The organism is Rhizobium sp. TAL182 (assembly GCF_002117725.1).
Lineage (GTDB): Bacteria > Pseudomonadota > Alphaproteobacteria > Rhizobiales > Rhizobiaceae > Rhizobium > Rhizobium esperanzae.
In genome coordinates this window covers 1,354,786-1,378,465 of the sequence record NZ_CP021024.1, presented here as the reverse complement: position 1 = coordinate 1,378,465, position 23,680 = coordinate 1,354,786, and the positions used below count along the sequence as shown (strand labels likewise).

The window sequence follows — 23,680 nt, the reverse complement described above, 5'->3', positions numbered from 1 at the left end:
CAAGTTCATCCTATTCTACAGGCCGAGCTCGGTCAGGCCGGGATGGTCCTCAGGCCGCCGGCCGAGCGGCCAGTGATATTTGCGCTCCGTTTCCCGGATCGGCAGATCGTTGATGCAGGCAAAACGGCGCTGCATCAAGCCGGTGGCGTCGAATTCCCAATTCTCATTGCCGTAGGAGCGAAACCAGTTGCCGCTGTCATCGTGCCATTCATAGGCAAAGCGCACGGCAATGCGATTATCGGTAAAGGCCCAGATCTCCTTGATCAGCCGGTAATCCAGCTCTTTGGCCCATTTGCGGGTGAGGAAAGCGACGATCTCGCTGCGGCCGGTGATGAATTCGGCGCGGTTGCGCCAGCGGCTGTCCGGCGTATAGACGAGCGAGACGCGCTCAGGGTCACGGCTGTTCCAGCCGTCCTCGGCAAGCCGAACCTTCCGGGTGGCAGTCTCGAGAGTGAACGGCGGGACGAGGCTGGACATGGTCTTCTCCTTGTACTGATCTGCCTTCTTTGTACTGATCAGTACAAAGATCAGCAAGCGGGACGATGAGGTATTTTCTCAGAGGCCGAGATTGCGGCTCCAGCGCAACGGCAGGGCATCCGGGCGAAACACTGTGTTTTCAGGAGTAAAACGCCAGAGTCTTTCGGCCCTTTCAAAGCTGGCGATCTCAGGCGAAGACAGCAATATTTCAGCTCTTCCGGTCATCTGCAGCATGTCACCGGTTTCAAAATCGACGAAGACCAGGCCGGCCTTCGGATTGACGAGAAGATTGCCGAGCGTGTTGAAGAACCGGTTGCCGGGAAAATCGGGGATGGTCAGCACGCCATCGGCGCCGAGCCGCACGAAGCCGGCATTGCCTCCGCGATGAGAGACATCGACCTGCCGCTCGCCATTATCACGATCGACATAGGAGGCAACGAAAAACGTATCGGCGCCCTCGACCACGCGCCTCGCCCGGTCGTCGAGGATGACGGAGTGAACCGGCCGCATCGCGGTCGGTTTATCGGGATCGCGAACAAAGGCGGCCGCGCGCGGCTGGATATATTGCGGGCAGTTGCCGAAGCTCTGGCCGACCCGCAGGCGGAAAGCCTCGGCACCCGTCCTGCGGATGACGCCGTTCAGCCGATTGCGCCTGCGGGTCTCGAGCTGGATGCCGAGCAGCGCGATCGCGTCTCCATCTTCCATGCCGGCATCGGCAGGATCGTCCGGATCGCGCCGCAGATCGACGTCGAGAGCCTCCGGCACCGGCGAGGACATAAATCCCGGCCGTCCCGCCCGCATCGTCGCCCAGACATCGCCCTTGGCATCGACCGCGCCGAGCACGACAAAAGGCAGCATCGGGAAGAAGGCGCGGTGCTGTTCGGGCATGGCCTTGCGGATGAAATTGCGCCCCGGCCCGTCCATGCGTTCGACGACGCCGATACTGCGCTGCATGGCAAGTTCGCCCTCATGCCAAGGCGATGCGGCATCCTGTCCTGTCTCGTTCAGCATCATGGCCTCCTTGCGGGATCATCGGGAGGCCGGGACGGTGTTCCGCCCCGGCGGCTCATCATGCGGCAAGGCCGATCTTCGTCTTGCGAAAGCCGACGAAACCCGGCAGCGCCTCGACACGCGCTAGCCATGCGCGGACGCTCGGATAGGCCGAGGTATCGACATTGCCCTCGGGCGCATTTGCGATGTAGCTGTAAAGCGCGATATCGGCGATCGTCGGCCTGTCGCCGAGCAGGAGGCTGCGGGCGCCGAGCTCCGCCTCGAGCAGTGCAAGGATGCGGTGCGCCCGGGCGATCACCTCCTCCGTGCGGAAATCGGCGCCGAAGACGGTGACCAGGCGGGCCGCACACGGTCCGTAAGCGATCTCGCCCGCGGCGACCGACAGCCATTTCTGTATTCGCGCCGCCGCAACCGCGTCCTCCGGCAGCCAATCGGAGCGGCCGTATTTGCGCGAGAGATAGACGAGGATGGCGGAGGAATCGGCAATGACGGTGCCATCATCATCGAGAACCGGCACCTGGCCGAACGGATTGAGCTTGAGGAAATCCGGCGCCTTGTGGGCGCCTGCCGCCAAGTCGACCTCGACCAGTTCATAGGGCACACCAAGCAGCGACAGGAAAAGATGGGCGCGATGCGAATGGCCGGACAGCGGGTGATGGTAGAGTTTCATGATGGCTCCTCTGCGAACGAAGGCGATTGGCGATGGCTGCTCGGAACCATCGGCAGTGAATCTACGGCCTTCCACAGAGATGCAGTAGAATGCTAATCTGAGAGACGGATTTCCACTTTATGGTAGGATAGGATGGACCGCCTTGAAGCCATGACCGTGCTTCTCACCGTCGTCGAACAAGGCAGCCTGTCGGCCGCCTCACGGCATCTGCACTCGCCGCTTGCCACCGTCAGCCGCAAGGTTTCGGAACTCGAAGCACATCTCGGCGCCCGGCTTTTGCAACGGACCAACAGGAAGGTCGCGCTGACGGAGGCCGGCCGCGCCTATGTCGAGGCGGCGCGGGAGATTCTCGACCGCGTGGAAGAGGCGGAACGGGCGGCGGCCGGCGAATACAGCGCGCCGAAGGGCGAGCTGACGATGACGGCGCCGATCGTCTTCGGGAGGCTGCATGTCCTGCCCGTCGTGGTGGACTTCCTGAAGGCCTATCCCGATATCAATCTGCGGCTGATGCTCGGCGACCGGCTGGCAAACCTCGTCGAGGATCATATCGACCTGGCGCTCAGGATCGGCAATCTGGCCGACAGCAACCTGATCGCCACAAGGCTCGGCGCCATCCGCCGCACGGTCTATGCAAGCCCGGATTATATTGCCCAAAGCGCAATCCGCCACCCCAGCGATCTTTCCGCGCATGACTGCATCACCTTCGAGGGCATGGCCTCGACGCGAAGCTGGACATTCGTCGAGGGCAAACGCGACCTCGTCGTGCCGATCCGCTCACGGCTTGCCGTCAACACCGCCGAGGCGGCCGTAGATGCCGCCGTCGCCGGCCTCGGCATCACCCGCGTGCTCTCCTATCAGGCCGCCCGCGCCGAGAAGGCAGGCCTGCTGGTGCCGCTGCTTGCTGATTTCGAACCGCAACCGGCGCCGGTGCATCTCGTCTATCCCTCGCAGGGGCTGGTGCCGCTGAAACTGCGCGCCCTCATCGATTTCGCAACCCCGCGCCTGCGCGCAACGCTGAAATAGCGTCAGGCAAGCCTGCCCTCTTCCGCCTTGTAGAAATACTGGCTGGCGACCAGCCATCCTTTCAGCGGCCTGAGCGGCGGAATGCAGGTCGCGAGCATGAAGGGGCCGGTGACGAGAAGCTGCACCCAAATCGGCGCCGAGAATGCCACCTCCAGCCAGACGCCCAGCAACACGCTCGGGATGCAGGCGAAGCAGATGACGAAGAAGGCCGGGCCGTCAGCCGGGTCGGCGAAGGAATAATCGAGGCCGCAGGCCTCGCATTGCGGCTGCAGCGTCAGGAAGCCTTTGAACATATGGCCTTGGCCGCAGCGCGGGCAGCGTCCCCTGATGCCGGTCTGCATCGGAGGAAGCGGGGGGTATTCGGTGTCCATGACGATGTCGTCCTATCTTGCGGCTCATTCAATGCCGCGCAATGTATGCATTCAATATAGATACATTATATGGAAGGCGCCAATCAATCTGTCAGATTGCCGCAGAAGTCCGCCGGTCAAGGACCGGTCGCAGATGTCGCAAATCCATTGAAGGACGGCCCCGCCTGGCAGGCCCAGCCGCGACGTCGGCGGATCAGAAGAACGAACTCGCCATTTCCGGCGGACCGTCGAGCGCATGGGCCATGAACTCCAATGCGCCCTGCAACTTCGCCCGTGCGATCGGACCGCCGAGGCAGACCCGGACTGCCTCGGGTGCGGCGCCCTCGACCGCGAAGGCATCGCTTGCCACCACGCCGATGCCGGAGGAATGCATATGGCTGCCGAAGGTGGAACGGGTCCAGCCGTTGCTCAGCGGCAGCCAGATATTGAAGCTGATCGGATCGGCGCGGTAGCTGCCGGCGGGCAGGATGGCGGCGACCATCTGCTGGCGGGCGCCGGCCTCGGCGCGGATGAAGCGCAGGATCGCATCGGCCGTGCCGTCCTCGATCCAGCGGGTGGCGAGCGCCATATTCAACGGCGAGGCCATGACGGTGTTGGCGCGCATGGCGCTGACGAAGGGCCACACTGCCCTGGTGTCGGGAGCCACCACATAAGCAAGGCGCAGGCCGGCGCCGAGGCATTTCGCCAGGCCGCCAATATACCAAGTCAGATCGGGCGCCGTTGCCGCAAGCGGCGCGGGCCCTTCCGGCGGGATGAAGCCGTAGGCATCGTCCTCGATGATCGGCAGATGATATTTGCGGGCGACGGCTGCGATTTCCTCACGGCGACCAGACGAAATCGTCAGCGTCGTCGGGTTCTGCAGCGTCGGATTGAGGTAGAGCGCCTTCGGCTTCAACCGCTCGCAGGCACTGGCCAAAGCATCCGGCCTGATCCCGTCCCCATCCATCGGCAGGCCGGCAAGATTAAGCCGCAACTGGGCTGCGATCGAGCGCATGCCGGGATAGGTGACGATTTCCGAAAGCACGGTCTCGCCGGGCTTTGCCAGCAGGCCGAAGATCGCCAGCAGGGCCGGATGGGCGCCCGGCGTGACGAAGATCCGCTCCTGCGAAGGCGTGAGACCGCGGCGGCCGAGCCAGGCGGCGGCGGCCTCCTTGTCCATGCCGGCGCCGCCGAAGCCTTGATAACGAAGAAGCGGGACCAGGCTCGCCGCCACCGCCGACATGCCCTCACGCATGCGGGCGATCAATTCCGGATCGTCCGGTTCCGGCGGCAGGTTCATCGAGAAGTCGACAACCGATGCACGGCGGGGATCGGGCGCGGCATCGGCGCTCAAATCCTGGCGCCGCCTGACCGCAGCGCCGGTGACGAAGGTGCCTCGGCCGACGTGGGAATCCACCAGGCCGCGCTTCTGCGCCTCGACATAACCTCTCGCCACCGTGGTGAAATCGACGTTCAGCCGTTTGGCGAGTTCTCGCTGCGGCGGCAGCCGGTCACCTGCCGCCAGGTGACCGCTGCGCAGATCCATTTCGATCAGATCGGCGATCGCCATGTAACGCGGGCTGCTGCTGCGGCTGAGATCGGGATGCCAGTCCTTCATGTCGTGATCCGTGCACGTCTGATTCCTGGATTGACTGTATATTGTTGCGCAGCGCCCCACCACCCCGCATATTCCGGTATTCCTTCACGCCAGCAGATGCGGTTGCGGAAATTCCCGCCGCTCCAACCTTGCCGCCGCCCCTTCATCTCCTTACCTATGGAAGGAGAAGTGCCGGCTTTCGGCGTTGCGCGGCGGCACTCATCGGGATGAAAGCATGAATATCGATCCGATCTTGCGGTCAGTCGTGGCCGTCCGTTCCACCATTCCGGAAGATGCCTTCACGGCGGAGACGCTGGGTACCGTCCGCGAGGGCAGCGGCGTGGTCATTCGCGACAATGGGCTGGTGCTGACCATCGGTTATCTCATCACCGAGGCCGAGGAAGTCTGGCTGACGACCCTTGACGGCCGGGTGGTTCCCGCCCATCCGCTTGCCTATGATCAGGAGAGCGGTTTCGGGCTGCTGCAGGCGCTCGGCGTGCTGAACGCTCCGGCGGTGGATTTCGGCGATGCGGCCGCGGCCAAGCCCGGCGATCCCGTCGTGCTTGCCGACGGCGACGGCGAATATGTCCAGGCAAATATCGTTGCCCGGCAGGAATTCGCCGGTTATTGGGAATATCTGCTGGACGAGGCGATTTTTACCGCGCCGGCTCATCCCGCATGGGGCGGCGCGGCCCTGATCGGCGCGGATGGCAAGCTTCTCGGCATCGGTTCGCTTCGTCTGCAAATGAGCCAGGACGGCGAGGTCGCCGATATCAATATGATCGTTCCGATCGATCTTTTGCCGCCGATCCTCGACGATCTCTTGAACCGCGGCCAGGTCAACAAGCCGCCGCGGCCCTGGCTCGGCGCATTCTCCGCCGAGAGCAGTGGCGGCGTGGTGGTGATGAGCGTCGCCGAAGGCGGCCCGGCCGCCGAGGCCGGCCTGCGTCAGGGCGATATCATTTCGGAAATCCGCGACGAAGAGGTCGATGGCCTGGCCGATTTCTACCGCAAGCTCTGGAGCAGCGGCCCGGCCGGCGCCGAGATTCCGATGCGAATTCTGCGCAACGGCCGGGAAGCCTGGCTGCGGATCAAATCCGCCGACCGCAACAGTTTTCTGAAAAAGCCGCAACTGCAGTAGGGCCGTATCGCGTGACTGCCGTCGAAGGCTGAAATCACGGCTGCTTCGCAGGCCGGGCCGGTCATCCGGCGCACCTATGAACGAGGCAAGTTCGTTCGTTGACTTGGAGCGGCCGTTGAAAGATGCTGCCGGCAATCCTGGGATGAACGGAGTCTGCGGTCCATGTTCGATCATATCTCCATCGGCGTCAAAGATCTCGAAAGAGCCCGCCGCTTCTACGACGCGGCGCTGGCGCCGCTCGGATATGAGCGCCTGTCGAATTCCGACGGCATGATCGGCTACGGTTCCGAACAGGTCGGCCTCTGGGTGATGCAGGTTGCGCATCCCGTTGTCGCCGACATGCGGTCCGGGCTGCATTTCTGCTTCGTCGCCCCGAACGAGGCCGCGGTCGACGCGTTTTTTGCGGCCGCGATTGAATCCGGCGGCACGGATAACGGCGAACCGGGCATCCGGCCGGATTACGGCCGCTTCTATTACGCCGCCTTCGTCATCGATCCGGACGGCTACCGCCTCGAAGCCTACTTCCACAAAGGCGAGATATAACGGCCGTCAGGCCGCAGCTCTGGGATCGCCATCACCTGCCTGCGGCCGTCGGTCCGAGGGCAGCCCTCGCCCGTCCGCCAGCCGCAAAAATCCCGTTGCGTTGCCCCGGCGAAAGGCGCATTGTCTGAGCTTCGGCAGCCATCGCAGGGGCGCTGCCGACTGAGGGTTTCATAACCCCGCCCCGACGAAAGGAGGACTTCGATGTCTTCCACTTCCGATAAGCCCTATCTGACGTCATCCGATCTCGACATGCTTCAGGGCGTGCTCGATGCCGCCGGCTACAAAGCAAGAATCCCGGCCGGCGACGAACAGACCTGCAACGCCGCAGCCATGCTGCTGATCAAGCTGTTCCAGGACGGCGTCACCTCGCCGGCCATGCTCTTGCGGGCGCTCGAATACCATTTCGGTAAACCGAAGAAGCAACCGAAACCGGTCACCCCCGTCTGTAACCGCTATGCGATCCAGGGATTGCCGCGCGAGCGCCGAACGACGCGGCGGGGCAATTCCGCGGGCCGGTAGCGCGCGGCTTTCAATTCCGATCCAAAGGGAGATCTATCCATGGCAAAGGGACAATTGAGAAGCAATCGCGAGGCCCGCAAGCCGAAGAAGGACAAGCTGGCGACAAAGCCGGAAACCAGCTTCGCCGGACAGATGAAGACGGCGGCCCAAACCGCGCCTCACGGCAGCAGCGCGCCCAAGAGCGGCGGTCAGCCTCACCGGTAGCCGGTTACATCAGCCGGTTTGCCCGGCTCCTGCACTTCCACCAGATAGCGCCAGCAATCCGGCCGCGAACCGTCGATGTCGTCGAAATCGTAAGCCTCGGCCAGTCCGCCGCTCGACAGCGACTGGCCGTTCCAGCGGGCGCGGTCGGGATCGGCTGACAGGGCCGCGACCGCACGGCCGACGAAGCGCGGGGTTTCGGAAATGGCGAAATGCGGCTGTGCCCTGGTCGCGTCACGCCAATTCTGCTCGCCAACGCCATAGGCCTCCAGCATCATTTCGGAGCGCAGCCAGCCGGGCGTGATCGAAACGGCGGTGGCGCCGTGTTTGGCCAGGTCCTGGGCATGCGCCCAGGCCATGCGGGTGACGCCCGTCTTGACGAGGTCGTAGAAGGGCGAGAGCCGGTAATGCGTGGCATTGTATTCAGCCGTGCCGTCGGTTACCTCCACCAGCAGCCCGCCCGGCCGCTCGATCATCAGCGCCAGCGCGTAATGGGCCGTGATCAGGTGCGTCTCGATGCCGAGCCGCAGCATGCGCAGGCCCTTGTCCAGCGAATGCTCCCAGATCGCCTTGTCCCATTCGAACAGCTTCTCGCAGCCCCAGATGTCGTTGACGAGGATGTCGAGCCGGCCGGCTTCCGCCCGGATGCGCGCGACGAGCGCCTCGACCTCATGCGGAACGAGATGATCCACTTGCACGGCAATGCCCTTGCCACCCGCCGACGTCACCAGCTCGGCCGTCTCCTCGATCGTTTCCGGCCGGGCATAATCGGACTGCTCGGCGCGTGTCGTGCGGCCGGTGACATAGACGGTGGCGCCGGCAGCGCCGAGTTCGACCGCAATGCCTCGACCGGCACCGCGCGTCGCGCCCGCTACCAAGGCCACCTTCCCCCGCAAATCCGCTGTCACGTCTCCATCCTCCACGCTAGAACCGAGAGCCGGCCGACTGTGATTGGCCCTAGTTGAATATAAACGAATGTTCGTTCATATTCAAAATGAACGCAAGAGGAATTTCATGCCGCGCCGCCGCACCCTTTCTGACGAACAGCTTCTCGCCATGGTGCTGGCGCTGATCCATGCCGAAGGGCCGGATGCGGCGACCTTTGCCGCGGTGGCGAAAGCGAGCGGGCTTTCCGGTTCGACGCTGGTGCAGCGCTTCGCGACGAAGGCCGCCATGCTGCGCGCCGCCCTGCTCCATGCCTGGGACCGGCTGGATGCACAGACGGCGCATCTCGCCGACAGTGTGGCGAAAACGCCGGAGGGCGCCGTCGCGCTGCTGGTCGGCCTGTCGCAGGATTACGGCGACGATGCCGCCGCCTATGGCGAGGGATTGCTGGTGCTGCGCGAGGATTTTCGCGATCCGGTGCTGCGCGCCCGAGGTGCGGCCTGGGGAACGACGCTGACGGCGGCGGTCGCACAATGTTTCGGCTCGGCGAAGGCGCCGGAAACGATCGCCCGGCTGATGCTGTCACAATGGCAGGGATCGCTCACCTGGTGGGGGTTTGGCGCAGGCGGCCCGGTGGCAGCCTATGTGGAGACGGAATTGCGGCGCTTCCTGTCAGCAGTGGAATTATGACCGCCGCTCACGCTTCTTCTTCATCCTTTTCCGCGCCCACGGTCAGCGGCCAGTCAACGACGTAATCCTCGAGATCGTCGATATCGATCTCGTTTTCATTGATCGTGCGGCCGCGGGCGGAAATGCCGGCGGCGTGAACGGTCCCGGGATCGCCGGAGACAAGCGGATGCCACCAGTAGAGATCGCGGCCCTCATTTATCAGCCGATAGCCGCAGGTCGGCGGCAGCCAAGCGATCTCGGGCACGTTCTCCTTGGTCAGCTGCACGCAGTCCGGCACGAAATCCCAGCGGTTCTCATAGCTGGAGCAGCGACAGCTTTGGCCGTCGAGCAGTTTGCAGCGGACCGAGGTGAAATAGATATCGCCGCTCTCCCATTCCTCGAGCTTGTTGAGGCAACAGAGACCGCAGCCGTCGCAGAGGCTTTCCCATTCGGCGGTGGTCATTTCAGCAAGCGTCTTGCTCTTCCAGAAGGGCAGATCGTTCATCGTCCGTTTCTTGCAACAGCGGCCCGCAAATTCACGTGACCGCCACTCTATCTCTCTTGTTATCCGCGACAAAATCAATCAATTCTTCAGCATGCTCCTGGTATTGGAGCGCTACAGGCCCATCGGGCCTCGCGCTTTCATCGCTTTCCGGCGACCGGACATGAATGACGCGCGATCAGGCGGGAATACAGGACGTGCAGGATCCGGACAAGCCAGAAAAGGGGCCAGGAAAAGAGGCGGGTGACCCAGCGAACCGGCGGCCGGCCAAGAGCCGTCATATTCTGCTGCGCATCGATTCCTGGATCGACTCGACCGTCTGGAATGCCGGCTTCCGCGCCGCCGAGATCTGGGAAGACACCACCATTTTCTTCCGCCGCTTCCGCGTGCGCGGCTGGAAACGCATGGTCTTCGAACTCGCCGGCGAAGGGCTGACCCTGGGGGCGGTCGGCGCGGTGCTGATGCTGGTGCTTGCCCAGCCGGCCTTCGAGGCGACCAAGGAGGACTGGCGCAATCGCGGCGATTTCGCCGTCACTTTCACCGACCGCTATGGCAACGTCATCGGCCATCGCGGCGTCATCCACCAGAATTCCGTGCCGATCGACGAGCTGCCGGATTCCTTGATCAAATCCGTCCTTGCCACCGAAGACCGGCGCTTCTTCGACCATTTCGGCATCGATGCGATCGGCCTCTTCCGCGCCATGGTCACCAACGCCCAGGCCGGCGAAGTGGTGCAGGGCGGCTCGACGCTGACCCAGCAGCTCGCCAAGAATCTGTTCCTCTCCAACGAGCGCTCGATCGACCGCAAGATCACCGAGGCCTTCCTGGCGCTGTGGCTCGAAGCCAACCTTTCCAAGAAGGAGATCCTGTCCACCTATCTCGACCGCGCCTATATGGGCGGCGGCACCTTTGGTGCGGCGGCAGCGGCGCAGTTCTATTTCGGCAAGAATATCACCGATGTGAACCTTGCCGAATCCGCGATGCTTGCCGGCCTGTTCAAGGCGCCGGCCAAATATGCGCCGCATGTCAACTTGCCGGCCGCGCGTGCGCGTGCCAACGAAGTGCTGACCAACCTGGTGCAAAGCGGGCTGATGACAGAGGGCCAGGTGATCGCCGCCCGACGCAATCCGGCCACCGTCGTCGACCGCAACGAGGTAGAATCCCCGGATTTCTTCCTCGACTGGGCTTTCGACGAAGTGCAGCGGCTTTCGCCGCGTTTCCACCAGCATTCGCTGATCGTGCGCACGACGATCGACATGGGCATCCAGCAGGCGGCCGAGGATTCGGTCGAGACGTCGCTGCGCGAATATGGCGAGGCCTATCACGCCAAGCAGGGCGCAATGGTGATGATCGAGAATGGCGGCGCCGTACGCGCCATGGTCGGCGGGCGGGATTATGGCGAAAGCCAGTTCAACCGCGCCACCAAGGCGCTGCGCCAGCCGGGCTCCTCATTCAAGGTCTATACCTATGCCCTGGCGATGGAGAGCGGGATGACGCCGCAGACGACGATCGTCGACGCGCCGATTTCCTGGGGCAACTGGAGCCCGCACAATTACGCCAACCGTTATGTCGGCCGCATCACGCTCGAGACCGCCATCGCCCAGTCGATCAACACCGTGCCGGTGCGGCTCGCCAAGGAGAAGCTCGGTATCCAGCCGATCCGGGCAATGGCGAAGAACCTCGGCGTCGAAACGCCGATCCGCGACGACGTCACCATCCCGATCGGGACATCGGAGGTGACGGTGCTCGACCAGGCGACGGCCTATGCCACCTTCCCGGCCGGCGGCTATCAGTCGCGCCGCCACGGCATTACCCAGATCCTCGATTACGAAGGCGATGTGCTCTACGATTTCGACCGCGACGAGCCGGCGCCGAAACGCGTGCTGTCCGAACAGGCCGATACCTATATGAACCAGATGCTGTCGCGCGTCCCCTATGTCGGCACGGCGCGCAAGGCGGCACTCGACAACGGCATCCTGACCGCCGGCAAGACCGGCACGACCCAGGCCTATCGCGATGCCTGGTTCGTCGGCTTTACCGGCAATTACACCTGCGCCGTCTGGTTCGGCAATGACGACTATACCTCGACCAACAACATGACGGGCGGCTCACTGCCGGCAATGACCTTCAAGCGCGCCATGGACTACGCCCATCAGGGTGTGACGTTGCGCCCCATCCCCGGCGTCGAAAACCCCCTGCCCTCGGAGAAGGATGTCGCCAAGACCGCCGCCGCCAAACCGCAGGATGGACCGCCGCAGCTCATCCGGCCCCGCATGCTCTCGGTGCAATCGACAAACATCCTCAAGAAGCTCGGAGAGAAGCTGAAGGCCGCCACGCCGCTGACGCCGCAGAAGGTGGCGAGCGCGGAATAGACGCTGCGTGGAAGTGTCGCTTTCTCTCTCTCTCCGCGAGCATGCAGACGAGACCACCGCCTCTGGACAGATCGGCGTTCATTCGCCACCCGGCATTCCACCCTGCCAGAATCAATGCTAACCCTGTCATCCCGGTTTCCAAGGTCATGACGTGTTTCGATTCCCCCTTTTCATCCTGATCACGCTGATTGTCGCCTTTGGCGGCGGGATCATGATCTCGCTTTACGCGCTGGATGCGACGCAGGGTTTCGGGGCGATCAAGCTTGGCGCCTGGGAGGCCTTTCCGGCTTTGCAGACGGTCGATGCCGACCCTTACGCCAAGTCGCACCGGGCGCGCGCCGGCAAGCTGCTCTACGGCAGCGCGGAGGGGCTGACCTTCACGGCGAGCGTCGACGACGACGGGGCGCGGCTGAATGCCGGCTGCCGCTACCGCCTCAGCGGGCAGACCCCGCCCGCCCGGCTTTGGACGCTGTTTACCGCCGACAATGGCGGCAATCCGGCGGCGGTGAAAACCGGGCTTCCGGCGGCGCTCAATTCCTGGACGGTGCTGCGCCAGCCCGACAGCAGCTTTTCGATCGAGATCTCTGCCGCCGCTCAGCCGGGCAACTGGCTGGCCTTGCCGCAGGCCGGCACCTTCCGACTGGTGCTGACGCTGTTCGACACGCCGACCGCCGGCAGCTCCGGCGTGATCGATCTCGCCATGCCGAAGCTCACCAAGACCGGGTGCGGCAATGCTTAGGATCTTCTTCGCCGTCCTGACCGGGCTTTTCGGTGCGGCGCTGCTGCATCTCGTCATCATCCTGTCGCTGCCGCATTTCACCGGCAGGGATGCGGCGACCCGCGTGGCGGCAGAGGGCGATCTCAACAATTTCTATCTGCTCGGCGAGCAGTACGACGAGGCCGGCCTTGCCAATGGCGACCCCTTCCTGCGGACCGCCGTCTGCTCCTTCGATGTCGAGGATGCGCCGGTGCATTTCACCGCCAAGGGGAATGTGCCCTTCTGGTCGATCGCCATTTACGACAGCGCCTCCAATGAGGTGTTCAGCATGAACGACCGGACATCTGTCGGCGGCGCGCTCGACGTCCTGGCCGGCGGCCCGATCCAGTTGACGGACCTGCGCAAGAACCTGCCGAAGGAATTGGATCAAGCGATCCTGGTGGAAATGGCGCGGCCGGACGGTTATGCCGTGCTACGGACGCTGGCACCGCAGGCAAGCTTCGACGAAGCAGCGCGCAGCTTCCTGACGGAAGCGGGCTGCGAGCAATTCACCCCCGGCAATTAAGCGGGATGTCTGTTCTCAATTTCGGCATCACGCTCTGGGGTTGAAGAAGCGCTTACTTCTTCCTGGCGCGCTGCGAGGGCGTCGGACGATGTTTCGGATTCTCGGCGAGCCGCTCGTAGCGGACCCCGGTGAACCAGAGGATCTTGGCTTCGCGCGGTTCCTTGTCCGGGCGACGCGGCGCCCGCGGCCGCCGATCCGCCAATGCGACTACTATTGCCATTCTCGTCTCCATGCACTGCCCGAGACGGATGAACTTGCGACGGATTTCACCCTGCCCGCCAATCTGCGGGCCGGCGCGTCCTGCAGTGCCGGCATGGCCGAACCGAGGGCATTCGCGCCTTTCCCACGGCACCTGACTGAAATACCGTGATGCGGAGTTTCGACGATCCAAACACTCAAATCGCGTCGTTCCTGTCCGAATTGAGACACATGACAGTTAACAGTTTACTAATATTCGGCGGATGCCAAATACAGTTTCCGTAACTTCCTCTTCAACGCTTGAGGAGTCGATTTGGTTTCATGCCTCCGCTGAAAGAACGGAAGGCGGCCGATAATATAAAATTAGAAACAATTCATACGGTTGACGGTATCTGTCTGCCGCGGGCAGTGCCGGTGTTGCAAATATGCGGCACAAAAATATTCGTTGCGGCAGATCTGGATCGGCTTTGGTCTGTCCTGCGTCGGCCACGCGTTTCGGGAGAGGGACCGATTGCAGTTCCCGCCACACTTGAAACGGCTGCAGCGGCCCGATTTTCATCTTTCTCGATGCGGCATGTTCGAAGCGCCGGACCCGATCCGGAGGAAGCAACGAGCTGCTTCAGCCGCCGCACCGGCGGTGGAAATTGCCGCAGCGCCTTTTTAAAACCGATCGCCTTTCCATTGCCGGCTAACCATTCGCCGCGCGTTCCGCAGGTATATTTCTGTATCATTTTAATAAAATCTTCAGCATCCATTAACCGTACCGGTGTAGGATTTGTTCATATCCGTGTGGTCCGAGAGGCGTCCCCGCCAGCGCTATCGGCCCGTGGTTTCCCTTGGTTCTGCGTTTTCAGGGTGTGCTTGTGCGTGACCGGTTTCGAGACCTAGAGGGCCCGTTGGCCGTCAGGAAAAAGGACGTGGTGTTAATGGCGACTGTGAGCAGTTTCGAGAGCCTGTCTCATCCGACACGATCCGAGCTGCGCCAATTCGCCGAGCTTTTCACACCGCTGTTCCAGGCTTCCTCCGACGAGGCCAAGCGCCAGGCAGTCGCCGCCCTTTCCCAATGCCAGACCATGCCGGCAGCCGTGGCGCTGTTCATCGGCAATCAGCCGATCGAGATCGCCGCGCCTTTCCTTATCGCCTCGAAGGCCATTGCCGACGACACGCTGATCACCATCGCGCGCATGCAGGGTGCGGCGCATGTCAAGGCGATCGTCAGCCGCGACTCGCTCTCGCCGAAGGTCATCGACGCGCTGGTGGCGTTGCGCCAGACCCAGCCGCGTTCCGCGACCGCTTCGGCGCCGATCACGGAATCGGTGGCCGTCCCGCTTTCGCCAGTCCAGGTGGAGAGCAACGAGGCCGAAGCGCTGGAGGAACAGCGCATCGCCAATGAGGAAGCCTTGCGCGGACGCATTCTGGATCTTGCCGGCCATCTCGGCCGTGACGATCAAGACAGGCTCGGCCTGCGCACCCTCACCGACATTCAGGAGGCGCTGCTGGTGCGCTTCGCCCGCTCGCATGAGGCGACGCATTTCGCCACCGCACTCGCCGATGCGCTTTCCGCCAGCCGCTGGCTTGCCGAACGCATCATGCTCGACCTCTCCGGCCAGCAACTCGCCACGACGCTGACGAGCCTCGGCATGGGCTTTCTCGACGCCGTCTTCGTGCTGGAACGATTCTATCCGCATCTTGCCGAACAACAGCACAATGTGACGCGCGGCTGGATGGTGCTCGATGCGCTCGATCCGGAAGAATGCCACGAAAGAGTGGAGGCCTGGCGGCGCGCCGATCGCTACACCTATAAGGCCGAGGCATCCGATTCGCGCACATCTCGGGAGACTGAAACGCACCGTTTCGCCCGCCAGGCGCCGGCGCGGCGCGACATGCGCGCGCTAGGGCGGCGGTCACGTTGAGTTGAACAAGACCTGAACTCAGCGATCCCCCGCCAAGGGGATCATGTCCCCCAATTCCTCCGCCTCCAGCTCGACGATCCAGAGGTCGGGGTCGAAGCGGCGTTCGCGATCCAGCATCGCCCGCACCGCTTCAGGCTCGCTGCGCGCGAGACGGACTTCGAACAGCCGGTCGCGGATCTCGTCTTCATCGAAGGCGGTCTGCGGCGCCGGCGCATAGAGCGTCTCCAGGCCGTCGCGAAAGTGCTGGCGGATGAAGATCGCGCCCGCCTCCTCCGCGCCCTTCTTCTCCACAGCCGCGAAATCGCCGCTTGCGAAGACGCGGCGCAGAAGCGAAGAAACGAAGATGTCAGCGCGTAATCTCATCGGCGCGATATAAACCGGCGCGCGGGCGCCGGCAATCGGCAGCCAAGTTTTGGCGGATACGTCAGACCTTGATCGCCAGCCGCAAGCCGCCCCAATGGCGGCCCCTGACGGTGATGGGAGCGGAGATATCCTTCATCATCACGAAATTGCCGCCGCCCATGTCGCGGCGATAGGTCTGGACGAGGGAAGGCGCAGTGCTGCGGCCGGCGGCAAGACCGACGCGATCGGCGAAGATACGGCGATTGCGGCAATTGGCAGTGTTCCAGACGATATCGCCAGGCCGCTGCGGTTGCGAAAACTTCCGGTTATGGGTCGGCAGATAGCCGTTCTCGTCGATCGCCGCGCAGAAGGCGACGCGCTCGTCAAGGGCAACGACGGGCTCCTGGATCGGCGGCAGCAGACGGTCGGTGAGTTCGGTGAAAGCGGCCATCATCTGAACCGGATCGGTGCCAGGCATCGGCCGGTAGCGTCGGTCGAAGAGGGCATCGAAACCGATCTGACCCTCGGCGACGGCGCGTTCGAAAGCGCCTGATATCTGCCTTGCCACCGATTGTGCTTCCTCGATCCAACGGCTGTCGGCGGTCTTGACGCCGGCGCTCGCCGTCAGCTGGATCAGCGTTTCCGAGAGGCCGACGACGCTGTCGACGCGGTTTGCCGCCTGTTGCAGCCTGACATTCGAACCGGCGACCTCGCCGGACATCTCGCCGAGCTTCTGGACGAAACCGGCGCATTGCTGGTCGACCGCCTCGGTGGTGTTGGCCATGACCGTCGAACTGTCGAGAATGCGGGTGATGACATGTTCCATGCTATCGAAGGCGCCGCGCATCGCGTCCGACTTGTCACGCACGCCGGCGGCACTGTCGTGGGCATCGCCGCCGACCGCCGACAGCCGGTCGATCTTCACCCGCAGCTCATCCAGCGTGTCCTGAATGGAGCCGGTCGCCTTTGACGTCTGCAGCGAAAGTGCGCGCACTTCAGCGGCGACAACGGCGAAACCCTTGCCCGCATCGCCGGCACGCGCCGCCTCGATCGCGGCGTTCAGCGCCAGGAGGTTGGTCTGGCGGGCTATGGTGCTGATCTCGTCGGCAATCTTGTCGACATCGGCAAGCGATTTCGAGAAGCCGGCGATTTCGGCGCCGATGACATTTGAAGCCTGAACCATATGGCCGATCTCGGCAACGGAGCCGGACAGGCGGTCGGCCGATTCCTTGAGCATCTGGCGAGCTTCGGCGGCCGTCCGGTCTGTCTCTCGCAGCGACAGGGCGACCGAGCGATTGGTCTCGGCGATGGAAAGTGCGGTGCTGGTGACATGATCGAAGGCTGACGCATGGCGCGCCGACATCGCCGCCATGTCCTGAATGGCGCCGGCAATGTCGACGAGATCGATCCCAAGAGTGGAGGCTTCTTCGGCAAGGCGCTGCAGGATGTGGCGCAATGCCTCGCGATCCGGGCTTTCCGCTTCGACCGCCGGTTCTGCGGCCAGATCGTCTATCGCCTTCAGCGCATGCATGACCGACATTCCCCCGCCGCAATGGGCAAAGCTTCGGACAACATGGTTAACAAGTTGCAAACGGCGCCGGCATCTTAGACTTAGGTTGTAACCCAAAGACCGACCCTGCGGCTGCGCCGCTTGGCGCGTATGCCTTAAATCGCGCCGATTTCCCTCAACTTCTTCAGCACAGCCTCGTTCGGCTCGCCGTTTTCGGGGAGATTGTAGTGCTTCTGGAAATGGCGGATGGCAGCGCGGGTCTGCTCGCCGGCCACACCGTCGACGCCGACATTGGCATAGGCCATGTTGGAAAGGCCCTTCTGGATCTTCAGCACCAGGTCGACGGTGGCGAGCTCGCTTGATGGAAGCTGCTTTGCCGCGGATGGAGCCGTCTTGACGGTCTTTTCGGCGCTACGGATAGCAGCGGCGACCGGGTCTTCCGCCGCCGCCTTCGAGGTGACATCCTCACGCGGTTTTTCCACGGGCACGGTCGAGGGGCCGGCAGCTTCGGTTTTCAGCGCGGCCAGCACCTCCGGCGTCGCTTCCCCAGTCTGGGCCATGCCGACGGTCTCCTGGAAGAACAGGATGGCAGCGCTGGTGCGGGGGCCGATGATGCCGTCGGCGGTGCCGTTATAGAGGCCGCGGCGCACCAGCTGCTGCTGGATGTCCATGACCAGCTCGCTCGGCTGCTGAGCGGGTGCGGCCGGCGCCGGCGTCCCGCTGGTGGTGGCGGCGGCATCCTCCGGCCGTTCGATCCGGAAGGTGGTGACATCGCCTGGTTGTTCGTCGGCTGGACGGCGCGCACCGAGCACGTTTGGAGACTGCGGGTCGCGGGTGCGGAAAATCGGGTGCGGATGCAAGCCAGGCTGATACCAGAGGGCGTTGGCCGCAACGAAGGAGAAGATGACGAAGAAGGCGATCGCGCCGCCGGCGACCGACGGATTGCGGCCGATGACGCCGCCGAGCGCGGACGCCCCCTGCAGCCCGAGCCCACCCAGCGCGGATGCGCCCTGCAGACCGAGGCCGCCGAGAGCGGCCGCACCCGACACGACAAGGCCCGGCTGCTGCCGCCGCCGCTTTCCCTTAGGCGATTTTCGCTTGCGCGCGGCCATCGAAAAGCCCCTCTTCCAATTCTGCTCCGGTACCGACCGCGTCCTTCAGCCGCGGCGGAAATTCGACGGTTGCGCCATGGCCGGCATTATCGGCGCGCCGGGCGCCCGAGCCATCCACCGCGATCTCGACGGTGATGATCGTACCTTCGCCCGGCTGGCTGGCAATGGCAAAATTGCCGCCATGCAGCGCCACCAGCCCCTTGACCAGCGAGAGGCCGAGACCGCTGCCCTCGAAGCGGCGGGTGTAATCGTTCTGGATCTGGACGAAAGGCTGGCCGAGCATCGCCAGCTTGTCGGCGGCAATGCCGATGCCGGTATCGCTGACCGTCAGCTTCAGAATGCCGTCACGCGCAGCCGCATCGACCGAGACGACGCCGCCGGCTTCGGTGAATTTCACGGCATTGCCGACGAGATTGATGAGGATCTGCTGGATGGCGCGCTGATCGGCGACGATCTCGCCAAGCCCGCGCTGAATCCGGCTCGTCAGCGTGACGCCCTTGGTCTTGGCTTGCAATGCCAGCATCGATTCGCAGGATCTGACGGAGCTCGAGATATCGAAGGCATCGAGAATCAGCTCGTAGCGCCCCGCTTCGATCTTGCTCATGTCGAGCATGGTATTGACGACGGAGAGCAGATGCGCGCCGGATTCGCGGACGAGCCCGACATATTCACGCTGGCGATCGTTTTCGAACTTGCCGAAATATTCGCCGATCAGAATATCGGAGAAGCCGAGGATAGCGTTCAGCGGCGTGCGCAGCTCGTGGCTGACCGCGGCGAGGAAGCGCGACTTGGCATCATTTGCCGATTCGGCGTCGGCCGCACGGTTCTGGGCTTCGGCCCGCAGCTGCTGCTCGACGGAGACATCGCGCAGTTGGGCGATGACGGCGGCAAGCTCGCCATCGGCATCGCGTCGCGCCGTCATGTCCATTCTCAGATAGGCGAACTGGCGCTGATCGCGCGAGACCGAAGGCCGATCGAGGCGCAGATCGACGCTTGCAGCATCTTCGCCGCGCCTGATCTCATCGAGCGCCTGCAAGAACAGGATACGGTCGGAGACATGCACCTGCTCCAGGAAGCCCCTGCCCTTCGGATCGCGCATCCAGCCAAGGAAATCGCGCCGGTCGCGGCCGCCAATGGTGGCGACGCTGCCGTGCGGATCCAGGAAGAAGACGAGGCCGGGGGTGACGGCGAGGAAGAAATCCTCGGCCGACTGTGTGGCAATGCCGGCGGACGAGCCCTGGCGGGCCAACGCGATGCTTCCGACGGCGGAAAAGAGGAAGGCGGCGCAGACCATGGCGACGCCGGCCGGCAGCGCGACGGCCGGGCTGGTGACCGCCGAGAGGCCGATAGGCGCGGCGACGAGAGCGGCCGAGGAGAGCAGCACGAGGCGGCGCAGAATCGCAAGCTCGCGCTGGCGCACGGCTTCGCCGCCACCCGTCCGGGAAAGCCAGCTTGTCGCCGCCCGGTCTACGAGGGTCGTCACCCAGCCGCCAATGTCACTCAATACTCGCACGCAATACCCGCCCAAAGAGGCTGTCTGTCGATCCGGACAATAGGCCCCCGCGACTTAAGGAAAGGATAAGGCAAAGGCGCTGTTCACAGCCAGAAAGAGCAGAAATTCCCGTTTTGGAGCATCCGAGAGCCCCTTTGCTTTTTGTGGTTAATGGCGGGTAAGCGGCGGATTTCCTTCATATTTCAGCATCGCGTTAACTCCTGTGGCAAGGCGAGCCGGCAAAAGCCCTGCAATTGCAGGCAGGTGCTGCCCTGATGCTTAACAACAATCGCTCGCATTCGACTTGAATGCCGCTCAAATGCGCTTCGCTAAAATTTGAATTAAATTTGCCGCAAATGCGCACGAGTTTCGAAAAGCGGCATTCGCAACTTGCCGATAGGGTGAAAGCACACCGGACAACCGGCCTGATTCGGCGATAAGAACCGGACGGGAAAACAGGATGGGCAACGACAATGTGGTTTCTGATCAAAGGATCCTTCTGGTTTGGCCTTGTGCTCGTGCTTCTTTCCGTCTTCAGCACGGAGGGATCCGACAAGCTCGCCGGCGGCCCGCAATTGCAGCTCTCCGACGCCTTTACGGCGGCGAGCGGCGCTTATGACTATCTCACCGGCATGTGCTCGGAAAAGCCGGAGGTCTGCGCCAAAGGCGCCGAGACCTTGACGGCGCTCGGCTATCGGGCCCGTGAGGGCGCCCGCGTCGCTTACGAACTTCTCGACAGCCAATTCACGAACGAACCGACGACGACCGCAAGCCCCGCCGAACGGGCGAACCGGGTGGCAGCCGCCGCCCCCTCCCTCGCCTCTCCTTCCGTCCAGGAGAAGGACCGCGAGGCAAAGGCTGCGCTCAACCAACCGATGCCTTATCGTCCGCCGGTCGACGATGAAGCCGGGACCGTGGTAACCGGCGCGATCCCACTGCCGACGCCGAAGCCGGCGATCTGACGAAATTGCGCGGGCAACCGGCCCGCCGCACATAAGCAACGATCGGACGCGTCTCACTAGAATTCTACAGCTTGCATCGGTGGTCCGCATGACGCGGAAATGCCCCATGCCTGACGTGCCTGCCCTGTTTAATCTGCAGATTGCTGCGCCGTGAGGATGCCCATCCCTCACGGCGTTTCTTTTTGAGAGCATGTCGCACAAGAATGTGCAGTGGTTTTCGATAACGACATGCGTAAAAACAAAAGCCGGAGCGCGGCATCACTAAGATGGCTCGCTTTAGCGGTTCAAATCTGCAGGTCTATCACCTATATGCAGTCCTAGAGCATGTCCGGACGCAAAATTGCCGTGTCGTTTTGCCAGCATGCCAAAACGTGAAAGGCTTTTTATGGCATCCCTCGACCAGATCATCGATGACTTCGCCTTCCTGGACGATTGGGAAGACCGCTACCGCTATGTCATCGAACTCGGCAAGGCGCTGCCCGAGCTCGCCGAGGAAAAACGCACCTCGGAGAACAAGGTGATGGGCTGCGCCAGCCAGGTGTGGCTGGTGACGCATACGTCGGGCGATCCGGAAAACCCAATCATGAGTTTCGAGGGCGATTCCGACGCGCATATCGTGCGCGGCCTCGTCGCCATCGTGCTTGCCACCTATTCCGGCAAGCCGGCTTCCGAGATCGCTGCGCTCGATGCCTTCGAGATCTTCTCGAAGATCGGTCTGGTGGAGAACTTGTCGTCGCAGCGCTCCAACGGGCTGCGCTCGATGGTGAAGCGAATCCGGGAAGAGGCGAAAGTCCGCGCCGCGGCCTGAACGCGATTGATTCGGTCGGCGAGCGCGGCCGATTGCGCATTTGCGGAAACGGCTAATCGACTATATTAACACTTGCTTATAGTATAGGAATACATTCTACGCCGCCTTCCCAAGCGTAAGAGAGGCTTCCTGATAATATCCCGTCTCCCCCAGTGCATGACTTGCGATAGCGGCGGAATAGTCAGGGAGGTATTATCCTCATTCAGAACAGGATGAACTCTGGGCCGTTCGGACCAAAGTCTGAATCGTGCTTTCTTTTAACAGGCCGGGACAGACAGCGCCGGGAAACGCTTCCGGTTTTCGGCATCATGTTTGCGGTACAGACAGAAAAGCCGGGCACAAGACCCGGCTTTTGTCGTTGACTGCTCCGAGAAGCTCAGCCGCGGCCGCGCTTGCGGCGCTGACCCAGGCCCATCTCCTTCGCCAGGCGCGAACGCGCTTCGGCATAGGCGGGCGCTACCATCGGGTAGTCGGTCGGCAGGTCCCATTTCTCACGGTACTCTTCCGGCGAGAGACTGTGATGCGTCATGAGGTGACGCTTGAGGGATTTGAAGTTGCCGCCGCATTCCAGGCACGTAATCTGCTCGTCCTGTACGGACTTGCGGACAGAGACTGCAGGCTTCTGCTTTTCGACGACAGCCGCAGCGGGCTGCGGTACGGACGTGTTGCTCAGTGCCGAATGCACGTCGGAAATCAGATTTGCCAGGTCGCTGACCGGGACAACATGGTTGCTGACATAAGCCGCGACGATGTCGGCCGTCAGTTCCACAAGCAGCTCCGGCCCATTGCCGGTCGCCATATCCGTCATATTTTTTCTCCTGTTAGCATGCTCAAACGATCTTTGACTGTCACGCCAAAGACCCGCCTCGTAGAAGCGAACAGCAAAAGCACAGGAAGCAATCTTCTGTTTCGAAAAACGTGAAATCCACCCCTAGATTCCGAAGTCCGAGACCTGTTCTTATACTGCCTGACCGAAAACCACTACCGTCTTGCTCCAGGCGATGGCCCCAGTTAGACATTGAAAAATCAAAACTGAGGGACTTGGAAGCAGTACGATTGTAATTCACAATCAGAATTCTACTTGCATTTTCAAATACCATCGTTTGGCCGAAAGGCCAATTATTATTTGTCGTTTTTCTTGAGAAAAAATGGCTGATGAAGAATTATAGGACTTTAGGCCAAGCTTTACTCACAGCTTCCTGTGCATAAGTGCGGCGTAAAACAGGTTAAGACGCCAATAGCATGGGCTCAGAGAGTTGCCGTGCTCAGGCCGGCGATCGGGAGAGACGCGTCAGCAGCCGGACGACCGAGCCGTGCAGGACGAAGAGCAGAAGCGTCAGCGGCCAGAGCAGGCAGGCGAGAAGTCCGGCGAGACGATGGAACGTCAAACCGGCATGATTGGCCCAGCCCTCCAGCAGCGTGACCGCCATGGCGGTCACGGCCACGAGGCCGTAGAGCAGGACGATTGCGGCTTCAAACACCAATGGCTCCTCAATGCACGTAACATTAACCCTAACAGAAAACCCTTAATAGATGTAAAAGCAGACGTCCTCCCTGATAGCTGCATGCCGCGATTCCGCGGCCCGGCGCCGGAGGCTTGATGAAACAAAGATGGCGCACCACATTTCTCGCGAAACGGAACCGCCCCTCGGCGAAAGGAGCACGTCATGTCCGAAACTGCAACCACCGCCAAGATCCATAAGTCAGACGCCGAATGGAAAGAGCAGCTCACGCCAGAGCAATACCGCATCACCCGCCAGCACGGCACCGAACGCGCCTTCACCGGCCCCTACTGGGATTCCTTCGAGACGGGGCTCTACCGCTGCGTCGGCTGCAACGCGCCGCTTTTCCGCTCCGACACGAAATTCGACGCCGGCTGCGGCTGGCCGAGCTATTTCGAAGCGGTCTCTCCCGATGCCGTGACCGAGCATCGCGACACGAGCTACGGCATGGTGCGTACTGAAATCCGCTGCGGCACCTGCGATGCCCATCTCGGCCACGTCTTCCCGGACGGCCCGCCGCCGACCGGCCTGCGCTACTGCATCAACGGTCATGCCATGGTGTTCGAGCCGGGGGAATAGGCGCTGAGGCAATGATCGG

28 protein-coding genes are annotated in these 23,680 nt (G+C 62.6%); 13 read left to right on the top strand and 15 right to left on the bottom strand.

Translation table 11 applies throughout. The features are described 5' to 3' along the window. Window positions 1–15: 15 nt before the first annotated feature. The 3 genes from Tal182_RS07045 to Tal182_RS07035 form a co-directional block, all read right to left on the bottom strand. On the bottom strand, window positions 16–477 hold the full coding sequence (locus Tal182_RS07045) for a nuclear transport factor 2 family protein (protein ID WP_085860874.1): 462 nt from the start codon (window positions 475–477) through the stop codon (window positions 16–18). A 78-nt stretch (window positions 478–555) separates the two neighbouring features. Then, window positions 556–1,488, bottom strand: coding sequence for a pyridoxamine 5'-phosphate oxidase family protein (locus tag Tal182_RS07040; protein ID WP_085860873.1), 933 nt, complete (start codon window positions 1,486–1,488; stop codon window positions 556–558). A 58-nt stretch (window positions 1,489–1,546) separates the two neighbouring features. After that, a complete protein-coding gene (locus Tal182_RS07035; protein WP_085858895.1) occupies window positions 1,547–2,158 on the bottom strand; it encodes a glutathione S-transferase family protein in 612 nt (203 codons plus the stop codon). Window positions 2,159–2,290: 132 nt separating this feature from the next. Here Tal182_RS07035 and Tal182_RS07030 point away from each other — a divergent pair, with 132 nt between their 5' ends. After that, a complete protein-coding gene (locus Tal182_RS07030) occupies window positions 2,291–3,181 on the top strand; it encodes a LysR family transcriptional regulator (RefSeq protein ID WP_085858892.1) in 891 nt (296 codons plus the stop codon). A 2-nt stretch (window positions 3,182–3,183) separates the two neighbouring features. Here Tal182_RS07030 and Tal182_RS07025 read toward each other — a convergent pair whose 3' ends face one another. Together Tal182_RS07025 and Tal182_RS07020 are read right to left on the bottom strand one after the other, a co-directional pair. Next, window positions 3,184–3,552: a DUF983 domain-containing protein gene (locus tag Tal182_RS07025; protein ID WP_064801332.1), complete on the bottom strand. Its 369-nt coding sequence runs from the start codon at window positions 3,550–3,552 to the stop codon at window positions 3,184–3,186. Between the two features lie 193 nt (window positions 3,553–3,745). Beyond that, on the bottom strand, window positions 3,746–5,149 hold the full coding sequence (locus Tal182_RS07020; protein ID WP_085858889.1) for a PLP-dependent aminotransferase family protein: 1,404 nt from the start codon (window positions 5,147–5,149) through the stop codon (window positions 3,746–3,748). A 214-nt stretch (window positions 5,150–5,363) separates the two neighbouring features. Here Tal182_RS07020 and Tal182_RS07015 point away from each other — a divergent pair, with 214 nt between their 5' ends. From Tal182_RS07015 to Tal182_RS32150, 4 genes are all read left to right on the top strand, one after another. Further along, a complete protein-coding gene (locus Tal182_RS07015) occupies window positions 5,364–6,269 on the top strand; it encodes a S1C family serine protease (protein ID WP_064806038.1) in 906 nt (301 codons plus the stop codon). Window positions 6,270–6,431: 162 nt separating this feature from the next. Continuing rightward, window positions 6,432–6,812, top strand: coding sequence for a VOC family protein (locus Tal182_RS07010; RefSeq protein WP_064801328.1), 381 nt, complete (start codon window positions 6,432–6,434; stop codon window positions 6,810–6,812). Between the two features lie 201 nt (window positions 6,813–7,013). Then, window positions 7,014–7,331, top strand: coding sequence for a hypothetical protein (locus Tal182_RS07005; RefSeq protein WP_064809932.1), 318 nt, complete (start codon window positions 7,014–7,016; stop codon window positions 7,329–7,331). A 39-nt stretch (window positions 7,332–7,370) separates the two neighbouring features. Further along, window positions 7,371–7,535 (top strand): hypothetical protein, encoded by a 165-nt coding sequence (locus Tal182_RS32150; RefSeq protein ID WP_164517770.1) that lies wholly within the window; start codon window positions 7,371–7,373, stop codon window positions 7,533–7,535. Here the strand turns inward: Tal182_RS32150 and Tal182_RS07000 are convergent. Further along, window positions 7,526–8,440: an SDR family oxidoreductase gene (locus tag Tal182_RS07000; RefSeq protein WP_085858886.1), complete on the bottom strand. Its 915-nt coding sequence runs from the start codon at window positions 8,438–8,440 to the stop codon at window positions 7,526–7,528. The two genes, Tal182_RS32150 and Tal182_RS07000, sit on opposite strands and share 10 nt — an antisense overlap. A 106-nt stretch (window positions 8,441–8,546) precedes the next feature. Here Tal182_RS07000 and Tal182_RS06995 point away from each other — a divergent pair, with 106 nt between their 5' ends. Beyond that, complete coding sequence (locus Tal182_RS06995; RefSeq protein WP_085860872.1) at window positions 8,547–9,107, top strand: TetR family transcriptional regulator; 561 nt, start codon at window positions 8,547–8,549, stop codon at window positions 9,105–9,107. Window positions 9,108–9,114: 7 nt separating this feature from the next. Here Tal182_RS06995 and Tal182_RS06990 read toward each other — a convergent pair whose 3' ends face one another. Beyond that, window positions 9,115–9,591, bottom strand: a complete 477-nt coding sequence (locus Tal182_RS06990) for a YcgN family cysteine cluster protein (RefSeq protein WP_085858884.1) — start codon at window positions 9,589–9,591, stop codon at window positions 9,115–9,117. 164 nt (window positions 9,592–9,755) lie between these two features. Between Tal182_RS06990 and Tal182_RS06985 the strand changes: the two genes are divergently transcribed. The 3 genes from Tal182_RS06985 (at window position 9,756) to Tal182_RS06975 (ending at window position 13,243) form a co-directional block, all read left to right on the top strand. Beyond that, a complete protein-coding gene (locus Tal182_RS06985; RefSeq protein ID WP_170965906.1) occupies window positions 9,756–11,960 on the top strand; it encodes a transglycosylase domain-containing protein in 2,205 nt (734 codons plus the stop codon). A 151-nt stretch (window positions 11,961–12,111) separates the two neighbouring features. Next, the gene (locus tag Tal182_RS06980) at window positions 12,112–12,699 is read left to right on the top strand and encodes a DUF1214 domain-containing protein (protein ID WP_064801320.1); all 588 of its coding nucleotides are present in this window, start codon (window positions 12,112–12,114) and stop codon (window positions 12,697–12,699) included. Beyond that, complete coding sequence (locus tag Tal182_RS06975) at window positions 12,692–13,243, top strand: DUF1254 domain-containing protein (RefSeq protein ID WP_085858881.1); 552 nt, start codon at window positions 12,692–12,694, stop codon at window positions 13,241–13,243. The genes Tal182_RS06980 and Tal182_RS06975 overlap by 8 nt, the downstream gene beginning before the upstream one ends. 52 nt (window positions 13,244–13,295) lie before the next feature. On the opposite strand, the gene Tal182_RS32145 is transcribed toward Tal182_RS06975, so the two are convergent. Together Tal182_RS32145 and Tal182_RS31625 are read right to left on the bottom strand one after the other, a co-directional pair. Beyond that, window positions 13,296–13,463: a hypothetical protein gene (locus Tal182_RS32145; RefSeq protein WP_164517769.1), complete on the bottom strand. Its 168-nt coding sequence runs from the start codon at window positions 13,461–13,463 to the stop codon at window positions 13,296–13,298. A 352-nt stretch (window positions 13,464–13,815) separates the two neighbouring features. Then, complete coding sequence (locus Tal182_RS31625; protein ID WP_125461463.1) at window positions 13,816–14,196, bottom strand: hypothetical protein; 381 nt, start codon at window positions 14,194–14,196, stop codon at window positions 13,816–13,818. Between the two features lie 108 nt (window positions 14,197–14,304). On the opposite strand from Tal182_RS31625, the gene Tal182_RS06970 reads away from it, so the two are divergent. After that, on the top strand, window positions 14,305–15,354 hold the full coding sequence (locus tag Tal182_RS06970) for a DUF2336 domain-containing protein (protein ID WP_170965905.1): 1,050 nt from the start codon (window positions 14,305–14,307) through the stop codon (window positions 15,352–15,354). Window positions 15,355–15,372: 18 nt separating this feature from the next. On the opposite strand, the gene Tal182_RS06965 is transcribed toward Tal182_RS06970, so the two are convergent. The 4 genes from Tal182_RS06965 to Tal182_RS06950 all read right to left on the bottom strand — a co-directional run bounded on the left by Tal182_RS06965 (window position 15,373) and on the right by Tal182_RS06950 (window position 19,831). Continuing rightward, entirely contained in the window at window positions 15,373–15,717 is a 345-nt protein-coding gene (locus Tal182_RS06965; protein ID WP_064809929.1) for a DUF1491 family protein, read from the bottom strand. Window positions 15,718–15,778: 61 nt separating this feature from the next. Then, window positions 15,779–17,227 carry a methyl-accepting chemotaxis protein gene (locus Tal182_RS06960; RefSeq protein WP_085858876.1) on the bottom strand — a complete coding sequence of 483 codons (1,449 nt, stop codon included), beginning with the start codon at window positions 17,225–17,227 and terminating at the stop codon, window positions 15,779–15,781. Window positions 17,228–17,361: 134 nt separating this feature from the next. Further along, window positions 17,362–18,318, bottom strand: a complete 957-nt coding sequence (locus tag Tal182_RS06955; RefSeq protein WP_085858873.1) for a peptidoglycan-binding domain-containing protein — start codon at window positions 18,316–18,318, stop codon at window positions 17,362–17,364. After that, window positions 18,290–19,831 (bottom strand): HAMP domain-containing sensor histidine kinase, encoded by a 1,542-nt coding sequence (locus Tal182_RS06950; RefSeq protein WP_085858870.1) that lies wholly within the window; start codon window positions 19,829–19,831, stop codon window positions 18,290–18,292. The genes Tal182_RS06955 and Tal182_RS06950 overlap by 29 nt, the downstream gene beginning before the upstream one ends. 452 nt (window positions 19,832–20,283) lie before the next feature. On the opposite strand from Tal182_RS06950, the gene Tal182_RS06945 reads away from it, so the two are divergent. Together Tal182_RS06945 and Tal182_RS06940 are read left to right on the top strand one after the other, a co-directional pair. After that, window positions 20,284–20,772, top strand: coding sequence for a DUF5330 domain-containing protein (locus Tal182_RS06945; RefSeq protein ID WP_085858867.1), 489 nt, complete (start codon window positions 20,284–20,286; stop codon window positions 20,770–20,772). Between the two features lie 385 nt (window positions 20,773–21,157). After that, window positions 21,158–21,580, top strand: coding sequence for a SufE family protein (locus tag Tal182_RS06940; RefSeq protein WP_064801307.1), 423 nt, complete (start codon window positions 21,158–21,160; stop codon window positions 21,578–21,580). A 376-nt stretch (window positions 21,581–21,956) separates the two neighbouring features. On the opposite strand, the gene Tal182_RS06935 is transcribed toward Tal182_RS06940, so the two are convergent. Together Tal182_RS06935 and Tal182_RS06930 are read right to left on the bottom strand one after the other, a co-directional pair. Further along, window positions 21,957–22,388, bottom strand: a complete 432-nt coding sequence (locus tag Tal182_RS06935; RefSeq protein WP_010060045.1) for a MucR family transcriptional regulator — start codon at window positions 22,386–22,388, stop codon at window positions 21,957–21,959. Between the two features lie 457 nt (window positions 22,389–22,845). After that, window positions 22,846–23,061, bottom strand: a complete 216-nt coding sequence (locus Tal182_RS06930) for a hypothetical protein (RefSeq protein WP_064806030.1) — start codon at window positions 23,059–23,061, stop codon at window positions 22,846–22,848. Window positions 23,062–23,247: 186 nt separating this feature from the next. Between Tal182_RS06930 and msrB the strand changes: the two genes are divergently transcribed. Continuing rightward, window positions 23,248–23,661, top strand: coding sequence for a peptide-methionine (R)-S-oxide reductase MsrB (gene msrB / locus Tal182_RS06925; protein ID WP_064801305.1), 414 nt, complete (start codon window positions 23,248–23,250; stop codon window positions 23,659–23,661). Window positions 23,662–23,680: the final 19 nt, after the last annotated feature.

Excerpts from the sequence above, each read along its gene's own strand:
- Tal182_RS06955 (WP_085858873.1), bottom strand. The coding sequence starts at position 18,318 with ATGGCCGCGCGCAAGCGAAAATCGCCTAAGGGAAAGCGGCGGCGGCAG.
- Tal182_RS06945 (WP_085858867.1), top strand. The coding sequence starts at position 20,284 with ATGTGGTTTCTGATCAAAGGATCCTTCTGGTTTGGCCTTGTGCTCGTG.
- Tal182_RS06990 (WP_085858884.1), bottom strand. The coding sequence starts at position 9,591 with ATGAACGATCTGCCCTTCTGGAAGAGCAAGACGCTTGCTGAAATGACC.
- Tal182_RS31625 (WP_125461463.1), bottom strand. The coding sequence starts at position 14,196 with ATGGATGCTGAAGATTTTATTAAAATGATACAGAAATATACCTGCGGA.
- Tal182_RS07045 (WP_085860874.1), bottom strand. The coding sequence starts at position 477 with ATGTCCAGCCTCGTCCCGCCGTTCACTCTCGAGACTGCCACCCGGAAG.
- Tal182_RS07040 (WP_085860873.1), bottom strand. The coding sequence starts at position 1,488 with ATGCTGAACGAGACAGGACAGGATGCCGCATCGCCTTGGCATGAGGGC.
- Tal182_RS06995 (WP_085860872.1), top strand. The coding sequence starts at position 8,547 with ATGCCGCGCCGCCGCACCCTTTCTGACGAACAGCTTCTCGCCATGGTG.
- Tal182_RS07010 (WP_064801328.1), top strand. The coding sequence starts at position 6,432 with ATGTTCGATCATATCTCCATCGGCGTCAAAGATCTCGAAAGAGCCCGC.
- Tal182_RS06960 (WP_085858876.1), bottom strand. The coding sequence starts at position 17,227 with ATGCATGCGCTGAAGGCGATAGACGATCTGGCCGCAGAACCGGCGGTC.
- Tal182_RS07030 (WP_085858892.1), top strand. The coding sequence starts at position 2,291 with ATGGACCGCCTTGAAGCCATGACCGTGCTTCTCACCGTCGTCGAACAA.
- Tal182_RS06935 (WP_010060045.1), bottom strand. The coding sequence starts at position 22,388 with ATGACGGATATGGCGACCGGCAATGGGCCGGAGCTGCTTGTGGAACTG.
- Tal182_RS07035 (WP_085858895.1), bottom strand. The coding sequence starts at position 2,158 with ATGAAACTCTACCATCACCCGCTGTCCGGCCATTCGCATCGCGCCCAT.
- Tal182_RS06985 (WP_170965906.1), top strand. The coding sequence starts at position 9,756 with ATGACGCGCGATCAGGCGGGAATACAGGACGTGCAGGATCCGGACAAG.
- Tal182_RS32145 (WP_164517769.1), bottom strand. The coding sequence starts at position 13,463 with ATGGCAATAGTAGTCGCATTGGCGGATCGGCGGCCGCGGGCGCCGCGT.
- Tal182_RS32150 (WP_164517770.1), top strand. The coding sequence starts at position 7,371 with ATGGCAAAGGGACAATTGAGAAGCAATCGCGAGGCCCGCAAGCCGAAG.
- Tal182_RS07005 (WP_064809932.1), top strand. The coding sequence starts at position 7,014 with ATGTCTTCCACTTCCGATAAGCCCTATCTGACGTCATCCGATCTCGAC.
- Tal182_RS06940 (WP_064801307.1), top strand. The coding sequence starts at position 21,158 with ATGGCATCCCTCGACCAGATCATCGATGACTTCGCCTTCCTGGACGAT.
- Tal182_RS07020 (WP_085858889.1), bottom strand. The coding sequence starts at position 5,149 with ATGAAGGACTGGCATCCCGATCTCAGCCGCAGCAGCAGCCCGCGTTAC.
- msrB (WP_064801305.1), top strand. The coding sequence starts at position 23,248 with ATGTCCGAAACTGCAACCACCGCCAAGATCCATAAGTCAGACGCCGAA.
- Tal182_RS07025 (WP_064801332.1), bottom strand. The coding sequence starts at position 3,552 with ATGGACACCGAATACCCCCCGCTTCCTCCGATGCAGACCGGCATCAGG.
- Tal182_RS07015 (WP_064806038.1), top strand. The coding sequence starts at position 5,364 with ATGAATATCGATCCGATCTTGCGGTCAGTCGTGGCCGTCCGTTCCACC.
- Tal182_RS06975 (WP_085858881.1), top strand. The coding sequence starts at position 12,692 with ATGCTTAGGATCTTCTTCGCCGTCCTGACCGGGCTTTTCGGTGCGGCG.
- Tal182_RS06965 (WP_064809929.1), bottom strand. The coding sequence starts at position 15,717 with ATGAGATTACGCGCTGACATCTTCGTTTCTTCGCTTCTGCGCCGCGTC.